Origin of the sequence: Zobellia russellii (assembly GCF_018728565.1) — a bacterium.
GTDB classification, from domain to species: domain Bacteria; phylum Bacteroidota; class Bacteroidia; order Flavobacteriales; family Flavobacteriaceae; genus Zobellia; species Zobellia russellii.
This window is the reverse complement of sequence record NZ_JACSOI010000002.1, coordinates 16,083-33,130: the sequence shown is the minus strand read 5'-3', so window position 1 is coordinate 33,130 and position 17,048 is coordinate 16,083. Positions and strand designations below refer to the sequence as shown.

Genomic DNA, 17,048 nt, shown 5'->3' with positions numbered 1-17,048 from the left:
TTGTTGGGGCAAAGTAACAAAAACTTTTCAGAGTAATCCAATGTTATGGACTTGCGAACATTTTATTCGGTTACTGTGAAAATGCCGGTATCACCTTTTTCAAAAAGTGGCATTAACTCTTTTATTGTCTCAGGGTTTTCTTTTGCTATGTTTTTATTCTCCATTGCATTGCCTTTATGATGGTCATAAAGTTCAATTACGGGTTGGTCTTTTCTAAAGTATTTGGTTAACCTATAATTTTTGGTTCGCATTGAAATTCCGTTTCTAAAATAGCTATATGCAACTTCCTCAGTATCCGGAATGTTGTATTTTATATGTTTTTCAAAGCTTTCTCCATCGGTAGGTTTTATTTGGTCTATACCGCACATATCCAGTAGAGTGGGGTAGATATCCACACTTTCCACAATGGCCCGTACTTTTTTTGCTTTGTGTTGCGGATAGGGTGAATTGATAATTAGCGCGCTTTTTAAGGCATTTTCAAAAAGGGTGTGTTTTCCCCAAACGCGTTGGTCTCCCAAATGCCAGCCATGGTCTCCCCAAATGACAACGATGGTGTTTTTATCCAATTCCAAATCTTTTAATTCTTGATATAGTTTGCCAATTTGCGCGTCTATGTAGCTGATTGAAGCCAAATAGCCATGCCTTAATTTTCTGGCATAAGCATCCGATACTTGGGTGTCAAGACCAGCCTTTTCTTCCCCTAAAGCGTATTGGTTGAACTCGCCGCTGGTATGTAGGCTCTTTAAACTTATGTTTTCGGGGATATTGGGATTTGGTGAAACCGGTATTTTCTCCTCGTCATACAGGTCCCAGTATTTCTTAGGGGCATTAAAGGGAAGGTGGGGTTTAAAGAAACCAACACCCATAAAAAACGGTTCTCCATTTTTCTTCAGCTCCTTTAATTTTGAAATAGCAAGATTGGTCGTTAGACCATCAGGATAACCTTGGTCATCGGTTTCTCCTGCTTCGTACGGCTTTACTTGTTTTTTAAGGCTTTGTCTGTTTTCTCCATTAGCGTATGCAAAAAAGGCGTTCCAACCGGTTTTCCATTTGCCCGGGTCAAAAAGCATTTCGTTCCAGCTATAAGGAAGCTCCTTTTTTGTAGAGGGTTGTTCTTCGTAGCCATATACAAATCCATCCGCCGAATGGCTTATTTTTCCAATGCCTACTGTGTGATATCCGTCTTGTTTAAAACGATGGATGAATGTTTCCGGCACGGATTTTTCAGGCTGATTGGAAATTTCTTCAACTATGGCATTATTGGATATATGAATAGGTTTTGAAGGGCGCATACCTGTAAGGATAGCATGCCTTGAGGCACCACACGTGGGCACTTGAACATAATGATTGGTGAACAGCGCTCCGCTTTTTGCCAAGGCATCTATATGGGGCGATTTTACATAGTGTTTTCCATAAGCACCTAGCTCCGTACGGAGGTCGTCTACACAAATGAACAGGACATTGGGTTTTTCTCGGTTTTGGGCCAATAGCTGGTTATTGTTGCTAAGGCCTACTATGAGTAATAGCGCGGCAAAATGTTTGAGCATCTTAGTTGGGTTTGGTAAGTAAAAACTAAAGATACAGATTTTAAGGAAGCTCACCGTTTTGGTACAAAACATCAAAAATAAGTTGGTCTACTTCACTTAAATTCTCTTTGTCTTCATAAGATAACCAGGCTATTTCATGAATTTGGGAGTCGGGTTGTAGTGTGCCGCTGTGTTTGGCGGTATAGCAGGTCATGCGGGATAGAATTCCCGGTTTTTTGCCATGTGCCTGCGCTTCAAAAATACCCACGAACTCCATAGTTGGGATATCAATAGCTATGTTAAAGTTTTTCTTGGTGCTTTGAGCGAGGGTTTGTGCATCGGTTTCGCCCTTGATGCGAATTCCTTTGGGGATAAAATAGAAGTCTTTATTCGTCTTTTTTAAGCATAGTATCTGTTCGTCCTTAATAAGTATCCATGCCAAATGATCTATAATATCCTCGGAAGGTTCCACATAGTAATCAATGGAATTTAGGGAGTGGTCAGGGTCTATAATATCTAAAATTTTGTCCATTAATCTTCCTGCGGCCGTGAGGGTTCCCAACTTTTTGTTTCGGCCTAAAGCACTTGAAATAGTCTCATCCCTATTTCCGAATTTATAACCGTTTCTAGTCGTCCACAAGATGTTCATTAAATGCTGCATCATTACATTGCCTAACTGGTCTACAGAAATAGCAATTTTTAATAGATACTCCCCAATGCCTTTTACACCTCTGGTAAACAGACTATGGAAAACACCGTATACAAAGCCAAGTGGCCCTGTAATGAGTAAAAGAACAATTGAAATCAGAAATAGGAGTGCACCAATAAAAGGATTTACGGGTTTGTCCGGTCTGTAGGTTTGTTTTTTTAAAATCATGATGTAGGCTTGAGGCTGCCGTTGCAGCAAATCTTTTATAGGATTTTAAAGATAGCCGTTTCAATTTGTAGAACCATTGTTTTTGGTGGGTAATCAGTAAGTAAGTTTCAATTTTAGTGGCAAGTGGTCCGAGTATCCTTTGGGACTTGAAGATTTGTATTTAAAAGACCTGGGCCTTCCGCTGGAGGTGGCCAAAACAGGGTCGTTAACAATGTCAAAAGTTTCTATTTGGGCTTCTATGCCGTTACCGGAAAGGAATCCGCGGGTAACCACAAGTTGGTCTAGCATTTGGTAGCGGTTGGCAAAAACGGTGCCGTCATACAATCCGCTTAAGAAGTAAGTACCCGTATTTCCAGTGGCGGATTTGTTCATGATAGACGTACTTAAATTATAGAGGAAAATTTCTCGCGCACGGTATTTTGAAGTGTGAACGAATTTGTCAAAATCATTGGTGCCTCCCGTTACCTTGTCCAAGTCTCTGGAAGCTTTTAAATGTTGAACGATACTGCGGTCAAAAGGCTCATCATTAAAATCACCCACTACCAAAACCTTACTCTCCCATTTAGATTGGATGGCTGCAAGGTCATTATTGGCCTGTAGCTCTTCATAGGTAGTAGATTCTACTTTGGTATGCGCATCCACTAGAAAGGAAATATGTTCGGCAACGGCAATGCGTAAAGGTTCCGAATGGTATTGACCTCTGCTACGCGAAGGCCAATGCGATGCAATTACTACAAATTCTTCTCCGGTATCATTGATTCTAAAAGTCACTTCAAAAATATCTCTGGTACGGTATCTTAGGTGAACCAGGTGAGATGCTCTTGAAACCACGGTAAGCTTACTGGGATTATAGGCCATGGCTACGTCAATTCCCCTTAAATCGCTTGTGCCGGAAGCATCAAAAACCACGCTAAGGTGGTTCATACCCGCCTCGTCCAATAAATCTTGTAAGAGGGTGTCTTTTTCTATTTCACAAACGGTCAACAGATCAATTTGCTCGTTGGGCCAAATAAGATTTAGGCCTTCCGCCAGATTTTCTTTTTTCTTGTTGAAAACACTTTCTGTCCAACCCGCCGCAGGTGTAAAACTGAAGTCGTTGGAAATTGGGTCATCATCCGTATCAAAAAAGTTTTGGAGATTCCACCAAGCAAAGTTAATGTGGGACATAACGTTTTGTATTTAGAAAATTACATTACCTAACAAGGTTCTGCCCGGCATTTTAAAAAATGCTTAAAGCCTATACCTGTCTAAAGTTATGAAAATTACCGGCCTTCTATGTTATGCTTTTGTAGGGATACGGTTATATTATGTGTAAGTGGGGCAATACGCTACACGGCTCGCTGTACGACCTCAAAAATTTTGTTTCCGTCGCACTTCAATGTTTTTGAAGGGTATTTTAATATTAAGGCGTAATCATGTGTTGCCATTAAAATAGACCGGCCGGATTTATGGATTTCCTGCAAGACCTTCATTACCTCTACACTGGTTTGCGGATCTAGGTTTCCAGTGGGTTCATCGGCTAGAATAAGCTCAGGGTCGTTTAAAAGGGCCCGCGCAATGGCTACACGTTGTTGTTCCCCTCCCGAAAGCTGATGCGGGAATTTGAACCCCTTGGTCTTCATACCCACTTTGTTCAGGACCTCTTCTATTTTCTGGTTCATTTTGTGGGTATCCTTCCAGCCCGTTGCCTTGAGTACAAAATAGAGGTTTTTATTAATATTACGATCGGGCAACAATTTAAAATCTTGAAAAACAATACCAATTTTCCGTCGTAAAAACGGAATGTCCTTTTCCCGTAATTTGGTGAGGTCAAAATCTACAATACGCCCGCTACCTTGCTTTAGGGGAAGGTCTCCATAGAGCGTTTTCATAAAGCTACTTTTGCCACTTCCCGTTTTACCTATCAAATAAACGAATTCGCCTTTAAGTACATCAAGTGTTACCTCGTTTAAAACAAGACTATCCTTTTGGAAAATTGCTGCATCCTTTAGCTCTAAAATCGTTTCGGACATGTTTAGCGGTAGTGGGTTTAAGGTTAATTTGTTAATCAATCGTTAAAGGTAGGGCGCAGTTTTACTTTGTGATCGCCAAATCTCGAACTTTGATTCGTAATATTGATATAAAAGTAATAAGTTAAAAACTAACGTACGGCAGGCACGGACAAAATCTTTTCGCTTTTTTGCAAGATTGTTCAGAGTGTGTAATTATTAAAATGAAAACACCGCTTGCCATATACTTAGATGCAATATTCAACGTTATTAAAATTAATTAACGGTAATACATATTTCTAGTTAGAACACTATGCTAAAAAAAATCACCGCGCTTATCCCTATTTTCTTGGGGATGGTTTCTATGGGAATTGCTCAAGAAACTGAAATTTATACCCACGATCAAAAACAATATCAAGATGCCTTGGCGCTCTATAACAATGAGCAATACCAAGCGGCACAGTCTATTTTTGCAAAGGTCAAGGACAATACCAATAATTTGGAGACCAAGGCCAATAGTGCATACTATGAGGCAAATGCTGCCGTAAGGCTCAACCAGTTGGGCGCGGATAGGCTCATGGAGGATTTTGTGACCAATTATCCAACTTCTACCAAAAGGAATTCCGCTTATGTAGATGTAGCCGAATACTATTTTGAGACGGGAAAGTATCCGTATGCTTTAAAATGGTACAATAAGGTTGAGCAAAGCGCCTTGTCTCGTAAGGAGATGGACAAGTTTAATTTTAACTATGGATATTCGCTCTTTTCTTCGGGAAAACAAAAGCAGGCCGAAAGCTACCTTCAAAAGGTAGAAAATTCTCCGGTTTATGGCTCTCAGGCCAAATATTACATGGGGTACATAGCTTATCAGCAAGATGATTACGATACGGCAAACCAACGATTTGACCAGATAAAGGATCCTGAAATTCTTGAAGAAAAGATGGATTATTACCAAGCTGATATGAATTTTAAGCTGGGTAAGTTTGATCAGGCCATAGCTTTGGCAAAGAAGCAAATGGCAAAAGGAGACCGAAAGGAGAAATCCGAACTCAGTAAAATTATTGGAGAAAGCTATTTTAACTTGAACGAATATGCCAATGCTATTCCTTACCTAGAGGATTACCAAGGTAAAAAAGGCAGGTGGAGCAATACGGATTACTACCTTTTGGGATATTCATACTACAAGCAAGGAGATTATGCCAATGCGGTACAGCAATTCAATAAAATTATAGGGGGAACCAACAGTGTTTCGCAAAATGCGTATTATCATTTAGCGGAATGTTATTTAAAGTTGGACAAAAAACAAGAGGCATTGAACGCTTTTAGAAATGCTTCGCAAATGGACTTCTCACAGGAGATTCAAAAGGATGCCTATTTAAACTATGCCCGTTTGAGTTATGAGGTGGGTAATGCCTATGAGCCGGTGCCACAGGTTATTTCGGATTATTTGGCCAAATATCCGGATAGCGCTAATACAGAAGAAATGCAAGAGCTGTTGGTAGATTCCTATATCACTTCCAAAAATTTTGCAGGGGCTATGGAACTTCTGGAAAAGAACAAAAATTATGCTAGTAAATCTACCTATCAGAAAGTGGCCTACTATCGTGGTATAGAACTGTTCATGAACGGTGACTATCAAGGAGCCGTTGAAAATTTAGGAAAATCATTAGGTAGTGCAGAGGGTAATCTTTTTAAGGCGAAAGCCAATTATTGGAAAGCAGAAGCGGAATATGCGCTCAATGATTACGGAGATGCATTGGTAGATTATATTCAGTTTCAGCAAAATCCATCGGCTAAATCTACAGAGGAATATAAAGAGTTGGATTACAACTTGGCATATACTTATTTTAAGTTGAAGGATTATAGTAATGCCATATCGTATTTTGGTAATTTCACCAATGCAGGGTCTAACGATACACAGAAATTATATGACGGTTATCTGCGTTTGGGAGATAGTTACTTTGTAACCAGTAAATATTGGCCAGCCATTGAAACCTATAACAAGGCACTTGCCCTTTCCGGACCGGAGAAAGATTATGCGGCTTACCAAAAGGCCATCAGTTATGGTTTTGTAGATAGACGCGATACCAAAATAGAAGAGTTAAGAACCTTTGTGTCGGCCTATCCAAAATCCAGTTTAAAGGACGATGCCCTTTTTGAGTTGGCCAATACCTTAATTTCTACAGGACAGGAGCAACAGGGGCTTCAGACCTATCAAAGGATGATTACGGAATATAAAGCCAGTTCATTGGTGCCACAGGCTATGATGCGCAAAGGTTTGGTGCACTATAATGCCAGCCGAAACGAACGAGCCTTAAAGGAGTTTAAAGCGGTGGTCCATAATTTTCCTAATACACAAGAAGCTATTCAGGCAGTTTCTACGGCAAAATTAATTTATGTTGATTTAGGCCGGGTTGATGAGTATGCAGAATGGGTTCAGAAACTAGACTTTGTAGAGGTTACGGATAGCGAGCTGGATAATGCCACTTTTGAATCTGCGGATAAGCAAAATATGGAGGGCAAAAAAGATGCTGCCATTAAAGGATACGAAAATTACATAAAGCAGTTCCCGAACGGATTAAATGCGGTCAAGGCCAATTTCAACTTGGCGCAATTGTATTTTGCAAAAGGAGAAAAGGAACAGGCATTGCCAAATTATAAGTTCGTTGCGGATAAAATGGGGAGCGAGTATGCAGAGCAGGCGCTGACACGGGTTTGTGAAATCTATTTGGGCAAAGAAGATTATGCTTCGGCATTGCCTTATTTACAGCGATTGGAAAATCAAGCGGATATTCAGCAAAACAGAACTTTTGCCCAGTCTAACTTAATGAAAGGTTACTACAAGCAAAAAGATTACGGTAAGACGTTGGCCTATGCCGAAAAAGTTTTGGTCACACCTATTATAGATAATCGTATTAAAAGTGATGCTCAAATAATGATTGCCCGTTCTGCAATTGCTACGGGAGATGAAGCAAAAGCGGAGAAAGCCTATGCAGATGTTTTGAAAATAGCATCAGGTTCTACTGCGGCGGAAGCACTATACTATGATGCGTATTTTAAGAGTAAGGCGCAGGACTATGAAAACTCCAATATTGCGGTACAGAAACTGGCAAAGGATTATTCCGGTTATAAAGAATGGGGAGGAAAAGGGCTGATTTTGATGGCCAAAAATTTCTATGCCTTGGGAGATGCATATCAAGCTACTTATATTTTGGATAGTGTGATAAGTAATTTCGGTCAGTTTGATGAGATCGTTTCAGAGGCCAAAGCGGAACTTTCCATTATTAAGGCTAAGGAAGCACAGAGCAACTCATCTGTGCAAACGGACTAACATTAAGAAATAGATTAACAAGATTGAAAAAATTGAATCCGAGTGGGGTCTTAGAACCGGCTTCGCTTTTAAGGTGTAAATTCAAAAAAGAACACAGAATGCACAAACATATAAAGCTTACTCTTATTTTTCTTACGGGTGTTTTTCAGTTAGCCATAGCGCAAGAAGAAGAAAAAGATGATATAGGTACGGAAACCGTTACAGTAACCAAGGCCTATACGCCAACGATCAATGATGCTTTTAAGATTAAGACCATGCCTAATCTTAATGATTCTATCGTATTGCAAAAGAAGAAAATCAATTATAGTATTTTTTCCGTTCCGGTAGCGTCAACATTTACACCTGCCAAGGGCAAGGCTTCGGCCGTAAAGAAAACCCCGCCACCAGTACTGTATAACTCATATGCTTCTGCGGGTATTGGTAATCCCGCCAATTTAATGGGTAAGTTTTATACGAGCAGAACTATTGATCGTGAATCCGGATATACCCTTGGTTTGGGACATAATTCCTCTCGTGGGGATATTGATGGTGTAGCGTTGGATAATATTTACTCGAACACGGAATTAAATGCCAGTTACACCAAAAGGGATAGTGATTTTGACTGGGGAGTAGATGTAGGTGCTCAACATCAACTTTACAATTGGTACGGTATTCCAGATGCTACCTTTACGGAGGAAACCGTAGATGGTATTGATGAGCGTCAGAATTATTATATGGCAGAAGCATCGGGTCACATAAATGTTGAGGATTCTTATTTTGAGAACGCAAAACTAGAATACAGAAGATTTTGGGATGCTGTTAAATCCGGTGAAAATAGGGCTGTTTTTAAAACTGGCTTTTCATTTCCGGTGGCAGATGAAGATTTTAAGGTCAAAGCAAAAGTGGATTACGTAAGCGGTAGTTTTGAAAACTCCAGTCTTAACAACCTAACTAATACACCGGGAATAGATTATAGCAATTTACAAGTAGGTATTAACCCTACCCTGGTATTGGTAAATGAGGATTTATCGTTGAATTTAGGGGTAAACCTTGTGTATGGTCTGGATACCCAAAACAGCGATAGTAATTTTTATATTTATCCAGCGGTTACCGCATCTTACAGGTTGTTAGATGACATGGCCATCGTTTACGGTGGGGTAGAGGGTGATTTAATGCAAAATTCATACTACGGTTTTGTAGAGGACAACCCGTACGTATCTCCAACATTGACCATTGTTCCTACGGACAAGAAGTACGATGCCTATGTGGGTCTTAAAGGGCAAATCCTGCCTAATTTAAGCTATAACGCCAAAGTAAGTTATACCACGGAAGATAGAAAGGCATTGTATAAACTTAATGCTAGAAATGACTCAAGGACCGATGAAAAAGGCTATTACTATGGTAACTCTTTTGAGGTGTTTTATGACGATGTAAAAACTATTGGAGCTTTTGGAGAGTTGAATGTAGATGTAAACCGGAATTTTAGTTTGGGAGTAAATGTGGAGTACTTTAACTACAACACCGAAACGGATAACCCGGCTTGGAACTTACCAAACTTAACAAGCTCGTTGTTCATGGATTATCAAATAGGGGAAAAGTGGTATGCTGGAGCCAACCTTTTTTATGTGGGCGAAAGAGATGATGTGGCCACTATTGCCAGCGCAAGCGGAAACCCGGCAGATTTCTTTGCTACGCCAATAACTTTAGATGGTTATTTTGACGCTAATTTTCATGTGGGCTACCGGTGGAACGATCAACTTTCCTTCTTCTTAAAAGTAGCGAATATCGCTAATAACAATTACCAGCGCTTTGCGAACTATCCGGTTCAGGGCTTGCAGGTTATGGGCGGGTTAACCTATAAGTTTGATCTTTAGGTTTAAAGTAAAAATAAATAGGGTGTATTCAACCGATTTTTATAGGGTCTTATCTATACCGATGTAAGATTCATGGTAGAATACGTATTTTTGTAGCTATTGCTATAAAGAAAATGTATCATGTTTTATAAGAATAAAAAGGCTTGTGTGAGCCTAAGTAATTACGGGTTCCTTTTAGGGCAAAAAGTGCTTGGCGCCATTTTTTTAGTATCAATGGTTCTGTTTGTTGCCTGTGGTTCCGATGATTCCGGTACGCCATCTACATCTGATATGGATACGGACGGGGACGGTATTCTTGACTCTAAGGAAGTGTTGGATGGTACAAGTAAGACCAATCCGTGCGATCCTAAACAAAATAGTGGTTATACAGGTTATGATGTTGATAATGCCATTTGGCTAGGAGCCGATTGTGATACGGATGGAGTTACCAATTCCGAAGAACTTGCCAATGGTACGGACCCTTATGTAAACGAAATTAAAGATTCTGACGGGGATGGTATTCCTGATTTCCAAGAGGATGCGGATGGTACTGATAAAGAGAATCCGTGTGATCCCGTGCAAGATGAAAATTATACAGGATACAACGCTGCGAACAACATTTGGAAAAGTGCAGATTGTGATGCGGACGGTGTAAATAATGGCGATGAGGTAACCGCAGGAAGCAATCCATATTTGGATGATACGGTTTATGCCGTTGCCCAGTTCCTTCCTAAATTGGCCGATCTTAAAATATTTAGAGGAAATCCATCGGATTTAATTCCTAATACAACTTCGCATGAATATAGTCTAAGTACACCTCTTTATAGTGATTATGCTCAAAAATTCAGAACGATATCCCTTCCTGAAGGTGCGCAGATGACTTATAATGACCAAGGCCTTTTACAGTTTCCGGATAACACGGTTATTAGTAAAACATTCTTTTATTACAATGATGAAAGAGACCCATCAAAGGGAAAAAAACTACTTGAAACCCGAATTTTGATAAAGACCAACGGTACGTGGGACATGGGGAACTACCTTTGGAATGAAGATCAGACCGAAGCGGAACTTAGTAACGAGGCACCGGTAATCCAAGTAAACTGGATAGATAGCTCGGGAAGTGGTCAATCTGTAGGATATAAGGTTCCGTTTAGCGTTAACTGTACGCAGTGCCATGACGTTAACAATACTACCATTCCTATTGGACCCAAGGCAAGAAATTTAAATTTTGTCTATAATGGCAAAAATCAACTTCAATATTTTATTGATAAAGGGTTGCTTTCCGGTGCGCCTGCCATTTCGGAGATTGAACGTTTGCCGGATTGGTTGGATGATTCTTTTACGTTAACCGAACGTGCCAAAGCCTATATGGATGTGAACTGTGCCCACTGCCACCAACCTAGCGGTTATCATAATTCTAACCAAGGTGTCCGTCCGGATTTTAGATATGAAACCTCGTATGCGGATAGTAATGTAGAGGATTTTAAGGCCGATATTAGGTTAAGAGTAGAAACAGATCCAGCTTACGGCCCATCTATGCCACTTGTTGGCATTACGCAATTACATACGGAAGGTGTAGATCTAATTCAAGCGTATATTGATTCTTTGGATTAACGTTCGAAAATACTTTTCAATTTTCATGTAGAAGTAGCTGTATAGACTGAAATACAGGAACATCGCCTTAATTTACTTATTTTAGAGTCCGTTTAAACGCTCTATAATGACCAAATTTTCACTGAGGGATTTTGTATTTCTTTTGTTGGGGCTTTGTTTTTTACTTCGCATGGAGTCGCAAAACCTAGTTGAAAACCCCAGTTTTGAAGACTTTGTACATTGTCCTGAACATTTGGGCAACTTTAGTGCAGATGTAAAAGGTTGGTCAACACCTACCGAGGGTTCAACAGATTACTTTAATGGGTGTAGTGCGGAAATGGGTACACCAAAAAACTTCAATGGTTCGCAACCGGCAGATTTTGGTCAGGGTTATGCAGGGTTGTATCTATATGCGCCAGATGATTACAGAGAATATTTTCAGACCAAATTGTTACGACCTTTAACAAAAGGGGTTACCTATAAAGTATCTTTTTTTGTGAGTTTGGCCGAACGTTCAGATTTTGCCATAAAGGAATTTGGGGTGTTGTTCGCTAAGAATAAATTAAGCGTACCCATAAAGAAAGCCCTATCAAAAAAGCAGTTGTATCAACAGAAAAATAATGTTTACAATTATTTGGAAATTGGGTATTCAAACTTCTATTCGGATACCCAAGATTGGATATTGGTGCACACCCAATTTGTAGCAAAAGGTTCTGAGGAATATTTAATTATTGGTAATTTTAAGAGTAATGCGCGTACACGTCTTTTTAAGACAAAGCGAAATGCCAAGCAAGGCGCATATTACTATGTGGATATGGTTGAGGTGTCCGAAGCTATGGGCAATAAAACTATCTTACCCAAGGGAAAACCGCGCACGTTTGAACTCAATAAAATTCATGTTTTTGAAGATGTACTCTTTGCTTTTGATAAGGCGGCCATACTCCAAACGGCAAAACAGGAGCTTCATGAAATCTATTCTTACTTGTCTGAAAATCCGACCCTCAAAATTTCAATAAATGGATATACGGATTCTGTTGGAAGCAAGAAATATAATGAGTCATTGTCCAAAAAAAGGGCAAAAGCGGTATCGGATTATTTGGTTCATTTAGGGTTGAACAAAAATCGGATAGTTTGGAAAGGTCATGGAGGCCAAAAACCCATTGCGGACAACGGTACTTCTGAAGGTAGGAGAAAAAATAGAAGGGTGGAGTTTATGATTAGCAAACCCGCACCCTAACTTTATGTTTTAGTAATCTGAATAATCAGTAGGGTAAAGCAGCATGATGTCCGCTTTGCTTACATTGTTTTGATAATTAGGGTCGGCCTTTAGTTTCAACCACTTTGGGGCGGTTCTAAAAGCGTCCCAATGAGCATCTCTAGATTCCATATCCTTAAAAGTGGTCATGTACATGAGGTTGGGCATACGGTCACCGGATAGGACTTCGGCATAAAAAACCGCATTAAAACCTAAGGATTCAAAAAGTTCTACTTCGCCTCCCGCATTAAACATATCTACTTTATTCTGGTAAATTGCTTCGGTGGCAGATTCATAACTACGTAATTCATATACGCGATCTTTTCTCGGGCCTTTTACTTTTGAAGCCTCCATTGTTGGCATTTCTGAAAAGGCTTTCATTAAAGTAGAACTGATTCTTTCGTACGGTGCATCGTCATATTTTGCATTTATATAACTGGAGCCTGCAGAAACATAACTTTTATCCTGAGACAGCATATGGTCCAAGGTAAAGAATTGTTCAAACGACTTAAAGGGTAGGAGCACATAAATTTTAAGTTCTTCACTATCTTCCTCCGGAATAGGTTTGAACACGCCTACATGCTCTATTCCGGCCCGTTTTAAGGCAGGTAGATAGGCATTTTCCAAATAGCTGTCCATAGCGGTTTCTTGATTTTTATCTTTGAGAACATAGGTTTTTAGCTGGTAAAATTCACGTTCTTGAGTTTGTGCATTTGCAGAAAAGCCAATAGCGAAAATTAAAACTAGTGTTGTAAAGTAACTCTGGATGCAATTTTTCATATGAAATATAGGGTTTGGTAAAATCAAACTTAACAAAGAACCCTGGTAAAACCTAAAATAACCAAGGATAAGGTGATTGTGCGATAGCGTTGAACTATGAATTTATATAGCTTATTATTTCTGAAAGAATCAACGTAACTTGCAAGAAAGAAGAATAACATGGATTTAAATCTTGCGGTACTTATAGATGGTGATAATATTCCCTCAGCATATGTAAAGGAAATGATGGAGGAAATTGCCAAATATGGCAATCCTACCATAAAACGAATTTATGGCGATTGGACCAATCCACGTTTGGGTAAATGGAAAAATGTCCTACTGGAAAATGCCATTACCCCAATACAGCAATACGGGTACACCCAAGGTAAGAATGCCACGGATTCTGCTATGATTATTGATGCTATGGATATTTTGTATTCGGGCAAAGTAAACGGTTTCTGTCTAGTGAGTAGTGATAGTGATTTTACCCGTTTGGCAACTCGTTTGCGGGAAGCCGGTATGCAAGTTTTTGGTATAGGAGAGAAGAAAACTCCAAATCCGTTTATTGTAGCTTGTGATAAGTTTATTTATATAGAAATCCTTAAGAAGGAAGATGAGGAGGAAGAGAATGCCGTGAGCAATAAAACCGCAAAAGTTGCTAAGAACAATGTAGATAGGATTACGGCCAAGGATATTAGGTTAATAGCTTCAACAATAGATGATGTGGCCGATGATGATGGTTGGGCCTTTCTGGGTGATGTAGGAAGTCTTTTGCAGAAAAAACAACCTAATTTTGATTCTAGGAACTACGGTTTTCAAAAACTTACCCCGCTTATAAATTCAATAAAATCAATTGAGGTAGACCGGCGCGAGGATTCTAAAGGGCGCAAAAAATTGGTGTACGTTAAAATGGCGGAAAAGCCAAAATCCCGTTCTACAAAATAATAAGGGTCTTATGTTCGTTTTAAATAGATGGTCTCATTTTTCAATGAAAAATGTACCGGAAATTAGTACGAATTAATTTGTTGAATACATGAAAACTTTCAAAAAGAATTCATCCGCCTTATTTGCAGCTTTTTTAATGAGTGTAACATTTAGTAGCGCCATAGATGCCCCGGTCATAAATGTTGATGTAGAAGATTATAAGGCCTCAAAACCTGCCGAAAGTGAGTTGCTGGGAAGTTGGGAATACGCTGCCGAAAATGCACCGGATAAGTACAAAGTAGGAGCGCTTTCTATCTTTCATGAAAATGGAGAAAACAATGTCTTCGTTCAATTGGATGAAAGGGAAATCTTAGGAACAAAAGTTAATTTGGTAGGCAATACCATCAGTTTTGAAGTAACCTTGGAAGGAACTGTTTTTGCCGTTAAGCTTACAGCCAAGGGTGAGGCTCTAACGGGTACGTACACCTCTGCGGACGGTACTTTTCAAATAAAAGGTGCACGTGTAAAAATCATGTAAAACCAGAATTGGGGAAAAACACTTTTTTTCTCAAAAGTTAGTAGTAAGGGAGTAGTACAATATTTATGTACTTTTGGAAAGCTTCAAATTCTCTTACTATGAAAAAAATACTTCCTTTATTAGTACTCTTCCTTACGGGTTGTGAATACCTGAAGGAAAAAGTAGATTTGGTTATTGTGAACGCAAATGTCTACACGGTAGACGCCGAGTTTTCTAAAGCGGAAGCCTTTGCCGTTCATAAAGGTAAATTTATTGCAGTAGGTACTACCGAAGAAATTAGGGATAAATATACCTCGAACCAGTTGGTAGATGCAGATGGCCGTACTATAACCCCAGGACTTATTGATGCCCATTGCCATTTTTTCGGCTTGGGACTTAAACAACAAACGGTAGACCTGGTAGGTACCAAAAGCTTTGAGGAAGTTCTGGAACGTGTTCAGGCTTTTCAAAGCGAGAATCCCAAAGAATTCATATTGGGAGATGGTTGGGACCAGAATGATTGGGAGGTAAAAGAATATCCCACCCGTAAAGAATTAGATCAACTTTTTCCGGATACCCCAGTGGCCTTAAGTCGCATTGATGGTCATGCGTTGTTAGTTAATAAAGCTGCTTTGGATTTGGCGGGTATCGATTGGAGTACAAAAGTAGAGGGAGGAGAAATTGTAAAAGGTGCAATGGGTATTACCGGAGTACTGGTAGACAACCCAATGGATCTGGTGTATTCTAAAATTCCAATGCCAGACTTGGATGCTCAAGTGAAGGCATTAAAAGATGCAGAAAGAATTTGTTTGAATAATGGATTAACTACCGTTGATGATGCAGGATTAAATCGTGCTACTATAGAGCTAATAGATAGTTTGCAACAAACCGGAGAACTTTCGATTAAGGTGTATGCCATGGTGAGTAATAATCCAGAAGACGTAGACTATTTTATCTATAAAGGGCCTATAAAAACCGAAAGGCTAAATGTACGTTCCGTTAAGGTGTATGGAGACGGTGCACTTGGTTCTAGGGGAGCCGCTTTAAAAAAACCTTATTCCGATAAATGGGGGCATTATGGCGCCATGGTTACACCTATAGATGAAATAGAGGATTTGGCGCGGCGTTTGGCAATTTCGGAATATCAAATGAATACTCATGCCATTGGCGATTCTGCCAATGCAGTGGTACTAAGAACTTACGAAGAAGTATTAAAGGACAGGCCCAATCGTCGTTGGAGGGTAGAACATGCCCAGATTATAGATTCGTTGGACTTTGATTATTTTGCGAATGGGGTAATACCTTCTGTGCAGCCTACTCATGCTACGAGTGATATGTATTGGGCCGAAGACCGTTTAGGAGAGGACCGTGTGAAAGGAGCGTACGCATTTAAAAAGCTTTTGGATAAGGCAGGAACACTTGCTTTAGGTACAGATTTTCCGGTAGAACAGGTAAGTCCGTTTTTAACATTTTATGCTGCAGTAACCAGAAAGGATGTTGAGGGGTACCCTGAAGGCGGTTTTCAAATGCAGGATGCACTCACGCGCGAAGAAGCGTTAAAGGGTATGACTATTTGGGCGGCGTATTCTAATTTTGAAGAAGATGAGAAGGGTAGTATAGAGGCTGGGAAGTTCGCGGATTTTGTTATCTATGATAAGGATATGATGACCGTTCCCGTTGCTGAGATTCCAACCATTATGGCAGAACAAACCTTTATAAACGGTAAGACAAGATAGTGGGCAAGAGTTCATAAAATAAAAAAACCGAAGCCCTAAAGCTTCGGTTTTTCTAATTATAGATTTCAGGATAAATTACATTTTTGCAGCGGTAATAGGAACGGCAATTCTTGTTTTGTCCCATCCCATAACCATTTTAAATCCAGCGCCATCTTCTTTAAAAGCAATAGAAAATTCCTCCAATGAATTGGAATCTTCAGAACTAGGTACGCTTACACGTGCAACATCTGCGCTTTTATCATAAGAATAAGCACCCCACTGGTTAAGATTTTTGTTCAATACTACGGTCCATTCGCTTTTACCTGGAATAGTAAAGATAGAATAGGTTCCGGCTTTAATTTCTTTACCACCAAAATTTACGTCTGAATAGAATGTAATCTCAGCGGCTTCATTGGCACCGGTACGCCATACTTTTCCTGCCGGAGCCAGTTCGGATAGCGAACGACCTTTTAATTGTGGGCGACTATAAATAATACGAGCGGTTTTTGTAGATACCTTGTAATCGGTAGGGAATGCGGCCATATCCATAGGGCTTTTATCCAACCCGCTAAATTTCTGGGCTAATGCATCTGTAGAAAAGGTCATGGCAAAGGCCATTAAAGCAATAAAAAGTACTTTTTTCATAATTGTGTTTGTTTTGCTATAAAACTAATTAGTATTCAATGTAAAATCTACTAAAAAGTCGTTAATTTTTATACTACTTACAGAAT

13 protein-coding genes are annotated in these 17,048 nt (G+C 39.6%); 7 read left to right on the top strand and 6 right to left on the bottom strand.

Going from position 1 to position 17,048, the window contains the following annotated elements:
- Positions 1 to 62: 62 nt before the first annotated feature.
- The 4 genes from H9565_RS05645 to H9565_RS05630 form a co-directional block, all read right to left on the bottom strand.
- Positions 63 to 1,547, bottom strand: coding sequence for a sulfatase (locus H9565_RS05645; RefSeq protein ID WP_215438252.1), 1,485 nt, complete (start codon positions 1,545 to 1,547; stop codon positions 63 to 65).
- Positions 1,548 to 1,587: 40 nt separating this feature from the next.
- Positions 1,588 to 2,403: an NUDIX hydrolase gene (locus H9565_RS05640; protein WP_215438251.1), complete on the bottom strand. Its 816-nt coding sequence runs from the start codon at positions 2,401 to 2,403 to the stop codon at positions 1,588 to 1,590.
- A gap of 93 nt (positions 2,404 to 2,496) precedes the next feature.
- Positions 2,497 to 3,570 (bottom strand): endonuclease/exonuclease/phosphatase family protein, encoded by a 1,074-nt coding sequence (locus H9565_RS05635; protein WP_215438250.1) that lies wholly within the window; start codon positions 3,568 to 3,570, stop codon positions 2,497 to 2,499.
- Positions 3,571 to 3,731: 161 nt separating this feature from the next.
- Complete coding sequence (locus tag H9565_RS05630) at positions 3,732 to 4,415, bottom strand: cell division ATP-binding protein FtsE (protein WP_215438249.1); 684 nt, start codon at positions 4,413 to 4,415, stop codon at positions 3,732 to 3,734.
- A gap of 289 nt (positions 4,416 to 4,704) precedes the next feature.
- Here H9565_RS05630 and H9565_RS05625 point away from each other — a divergent pair, with 289 nt between their 5' ends.
- The 4 genes from H9565_RS05625 (at position 4,705) to H9565_RS05610 (ending at position 12,384) form a co-directional block, all read left to right on the top strand.
- Entirely contained in the window at positions 4,705 to 7,722 is a 3,018-nt protein-coding gene (locus H9565_RS05625; protein WP_215438248.1) for a tetratricopeptide repeat protein, read from the top strand.
- Positions 7,723 to 7,820: 98 nt separating this feature from the next.
- Complete coding sequence (locus H9565_RS05620) at positions 7,821 to 9,575, top strand: TonB-dependent receptor (protein ID WP_215438247.1); 1,755 nt, start codon at positions 7,821 to 7,823, stop codon at positions 9,573 to 9,575.
- Between the two features lie 147 nt (positions 9,576 to 9,722).
- A complete protein-coding gene (locus H9565_RS05615; RefSeq protein ID WP_215438246.1) occupies positions 9,723 to 11,168 on the top strand; it encodes a hypothetical protein in 1,446 nt (481 codons plus the stop codon).
- 106 nt (positions 11,169 to 11,274) lie between these two features.
- Positions 11,275 to 12,384, top strand: coding sequence for an OmpA family protein (locus H9565_RS05610; protein ID WP_215438245.1), 1,110 nt, complete (start codon positions 11,275 to 11,277; stop codon positions 12,382 to 12,384).
- Between the two features lie 9 nt (positions 12,385 to 12,393).
- On the opposite strand, the gene H9565_RS05605 is transcribed toward H9565_RS05610, so the two are convergent.
- Positions 12,394 to 13,182: an NIPSNAP family protein gene (locus H9565_RS05605; RefSeq protein ID WP_215438244.1), complete on the bottom strand. Its 789-nt coding sequence runs from the start codon at positions 13,180 to 13,182 to the stop codon at positions 12,394 to 12,396.
- A gap of 159 nt (positions 13,183 to 13,341) precedes the next feature.
- Between H9565_RS05605 and H9565_RS05600 the strand changes: the two genes are divergently transcribed.
- From H9565_RS05600 to H9565_RS05590, 3 genes are all read left to right on the top strand, one after another.
- A complete protein-coding gene (locus H9565_RS05600) occupies positions 13,342 to 14,106 on the top strand; it encodes an NYN domain-containing protein (protein ID WP_215438243.1) in 765 nt (254 codons plus the stop codon).
- A gap of 88 nt (positions 14,107 to 14,194) precedes the next feature.
- Positions 14,195 to 14,623 (top strand): hypothetical protein, encoded by a 429-nt coding sequence (locus tag H9565_RS05595; protein ID WP_215438242.1) that lies wholly within the window; start codon positions 14,195 to 14,197, stop codon positions 14,621 to 14,623.
- A 98-nt stretch (positions 14,624 to 14,721) separates the two neighbouring features.
- Complete coding sequence (locus H9565_RS05590; RefSeq protein ID WP_215438241.1) at positions 14,722 to 16,338, top strand: amidohydrolase; 1,617 nt, start codon at positions 14,722 to 14,724, stop codon at positions 16,336 to 16,338.
- Positions 16,339 to 16,413: 75 nt separating this feature from the next.
- Here the strand turns inward: H9565_RS05590 and H9565_RS05585 are convergent, their stop codons facing one another.
- Entirely contained in the window at positions 16,414 to 16,962 is a 549-nt protein-coding gene (locus H9565_RS05585; protein WP_215438240.1) for a DUF2911 domain-containing protein, read from the bottom strand.
- Positions 16,963 to 17,048 lie beyond the last annotated feature (86 nt).

What these genes read in the sequence shown, in the direction of transcription:
- H9565_RS05600 (WP_215438243.1), top strand. Translation starts at nt 13,342, where the DNA reads ATGGATTTAAATCTTGCGGTACTTATAGATGGTGATAATATTCCCTCA.
- H9565_RS05640 (WP_215438251.1), bottom strand. Translation starts at nt 2,403, where the DNA reads ATGATTTTAAAAAAACAAACCTACAGACCGGACAAACCCGTAAATCCT.
- H9565_RS05635 (WP_215438250.1), bottom strand. Translation starts at nt 3,570, where the DNA reads ATGTCCCACATTAACTTTGCTTGGTGGAATCTCCAAAACTTTTTTGAT.
- H9565_RS05625 (WP_215438248.1), top strand. Translation starts at nt 4,705, where the DNA reads ATGCTAAAAAAAATCACCGCGCTTATCCCTATTTTCTTGGGGATGGTT.
- H9565_RS05645 (WP_215438252.1), bottom strand. Translation starts at nt 1,547, where the DNA reads ATGCTCAAACATTTTGCCGCGCTATTACTCATAGTAGGCCTTAGCAAC.
- H9565_RS05605 (WP_215438244.1), bottom strand. Translation starts at nt 13,182, where the DNA reads ATGAAAAATTGCATCCAGAGTTACTTTACAACACTAGTTTTAATTTTC.
- H9565_RS05620 (WP_215438247.1), top strand. Translation starts at nt 7,821, where the DNA reads ATGCACAAACATATAAAGCTTACTCTTATTTTTCTTACGGGTGTTTTT.
- H9565_RS05585 (WP_215438240.1), bottom strand. Translation starts at nt 16,962, where the DNA reads ATGAAAAAAGTACTTTTTATTGCTTTAATGGCCTTTGCCATGACCTTT.
- H9565_RS05590 (WP_215438241.1), top strand. Translation starts at nt 14,722, where the DNA reads ATGAAAAAAATACTTCCTTTATTAGTACTCTTCCTTACGGGTTGTGAA.
- H9565_RS05610 (WP_215438245.1), top strand. Translation starts at nt 11,275, where the DNA reads ATGACCAAATTTTCACTGAGGGATTTTGTATTTCTTTTGTTGGGGCTT.
- H9565_RS05630 (WP_215438249.1), bottom strand. Translation starts at nt 4,415, where the DNA reads ATGTCCGAAACGATTTTAGAGCTAAAGGATGCAGCAATTTTCCAAAAG.
- H9565_RS05595 (WP_215438242.1), top strand. Translation starts at nt 14,195, where the DNA reads ATGAAAACTTTCAAAAAGAATTCATCCGCCTTATTTGCAGCTTTTTTA.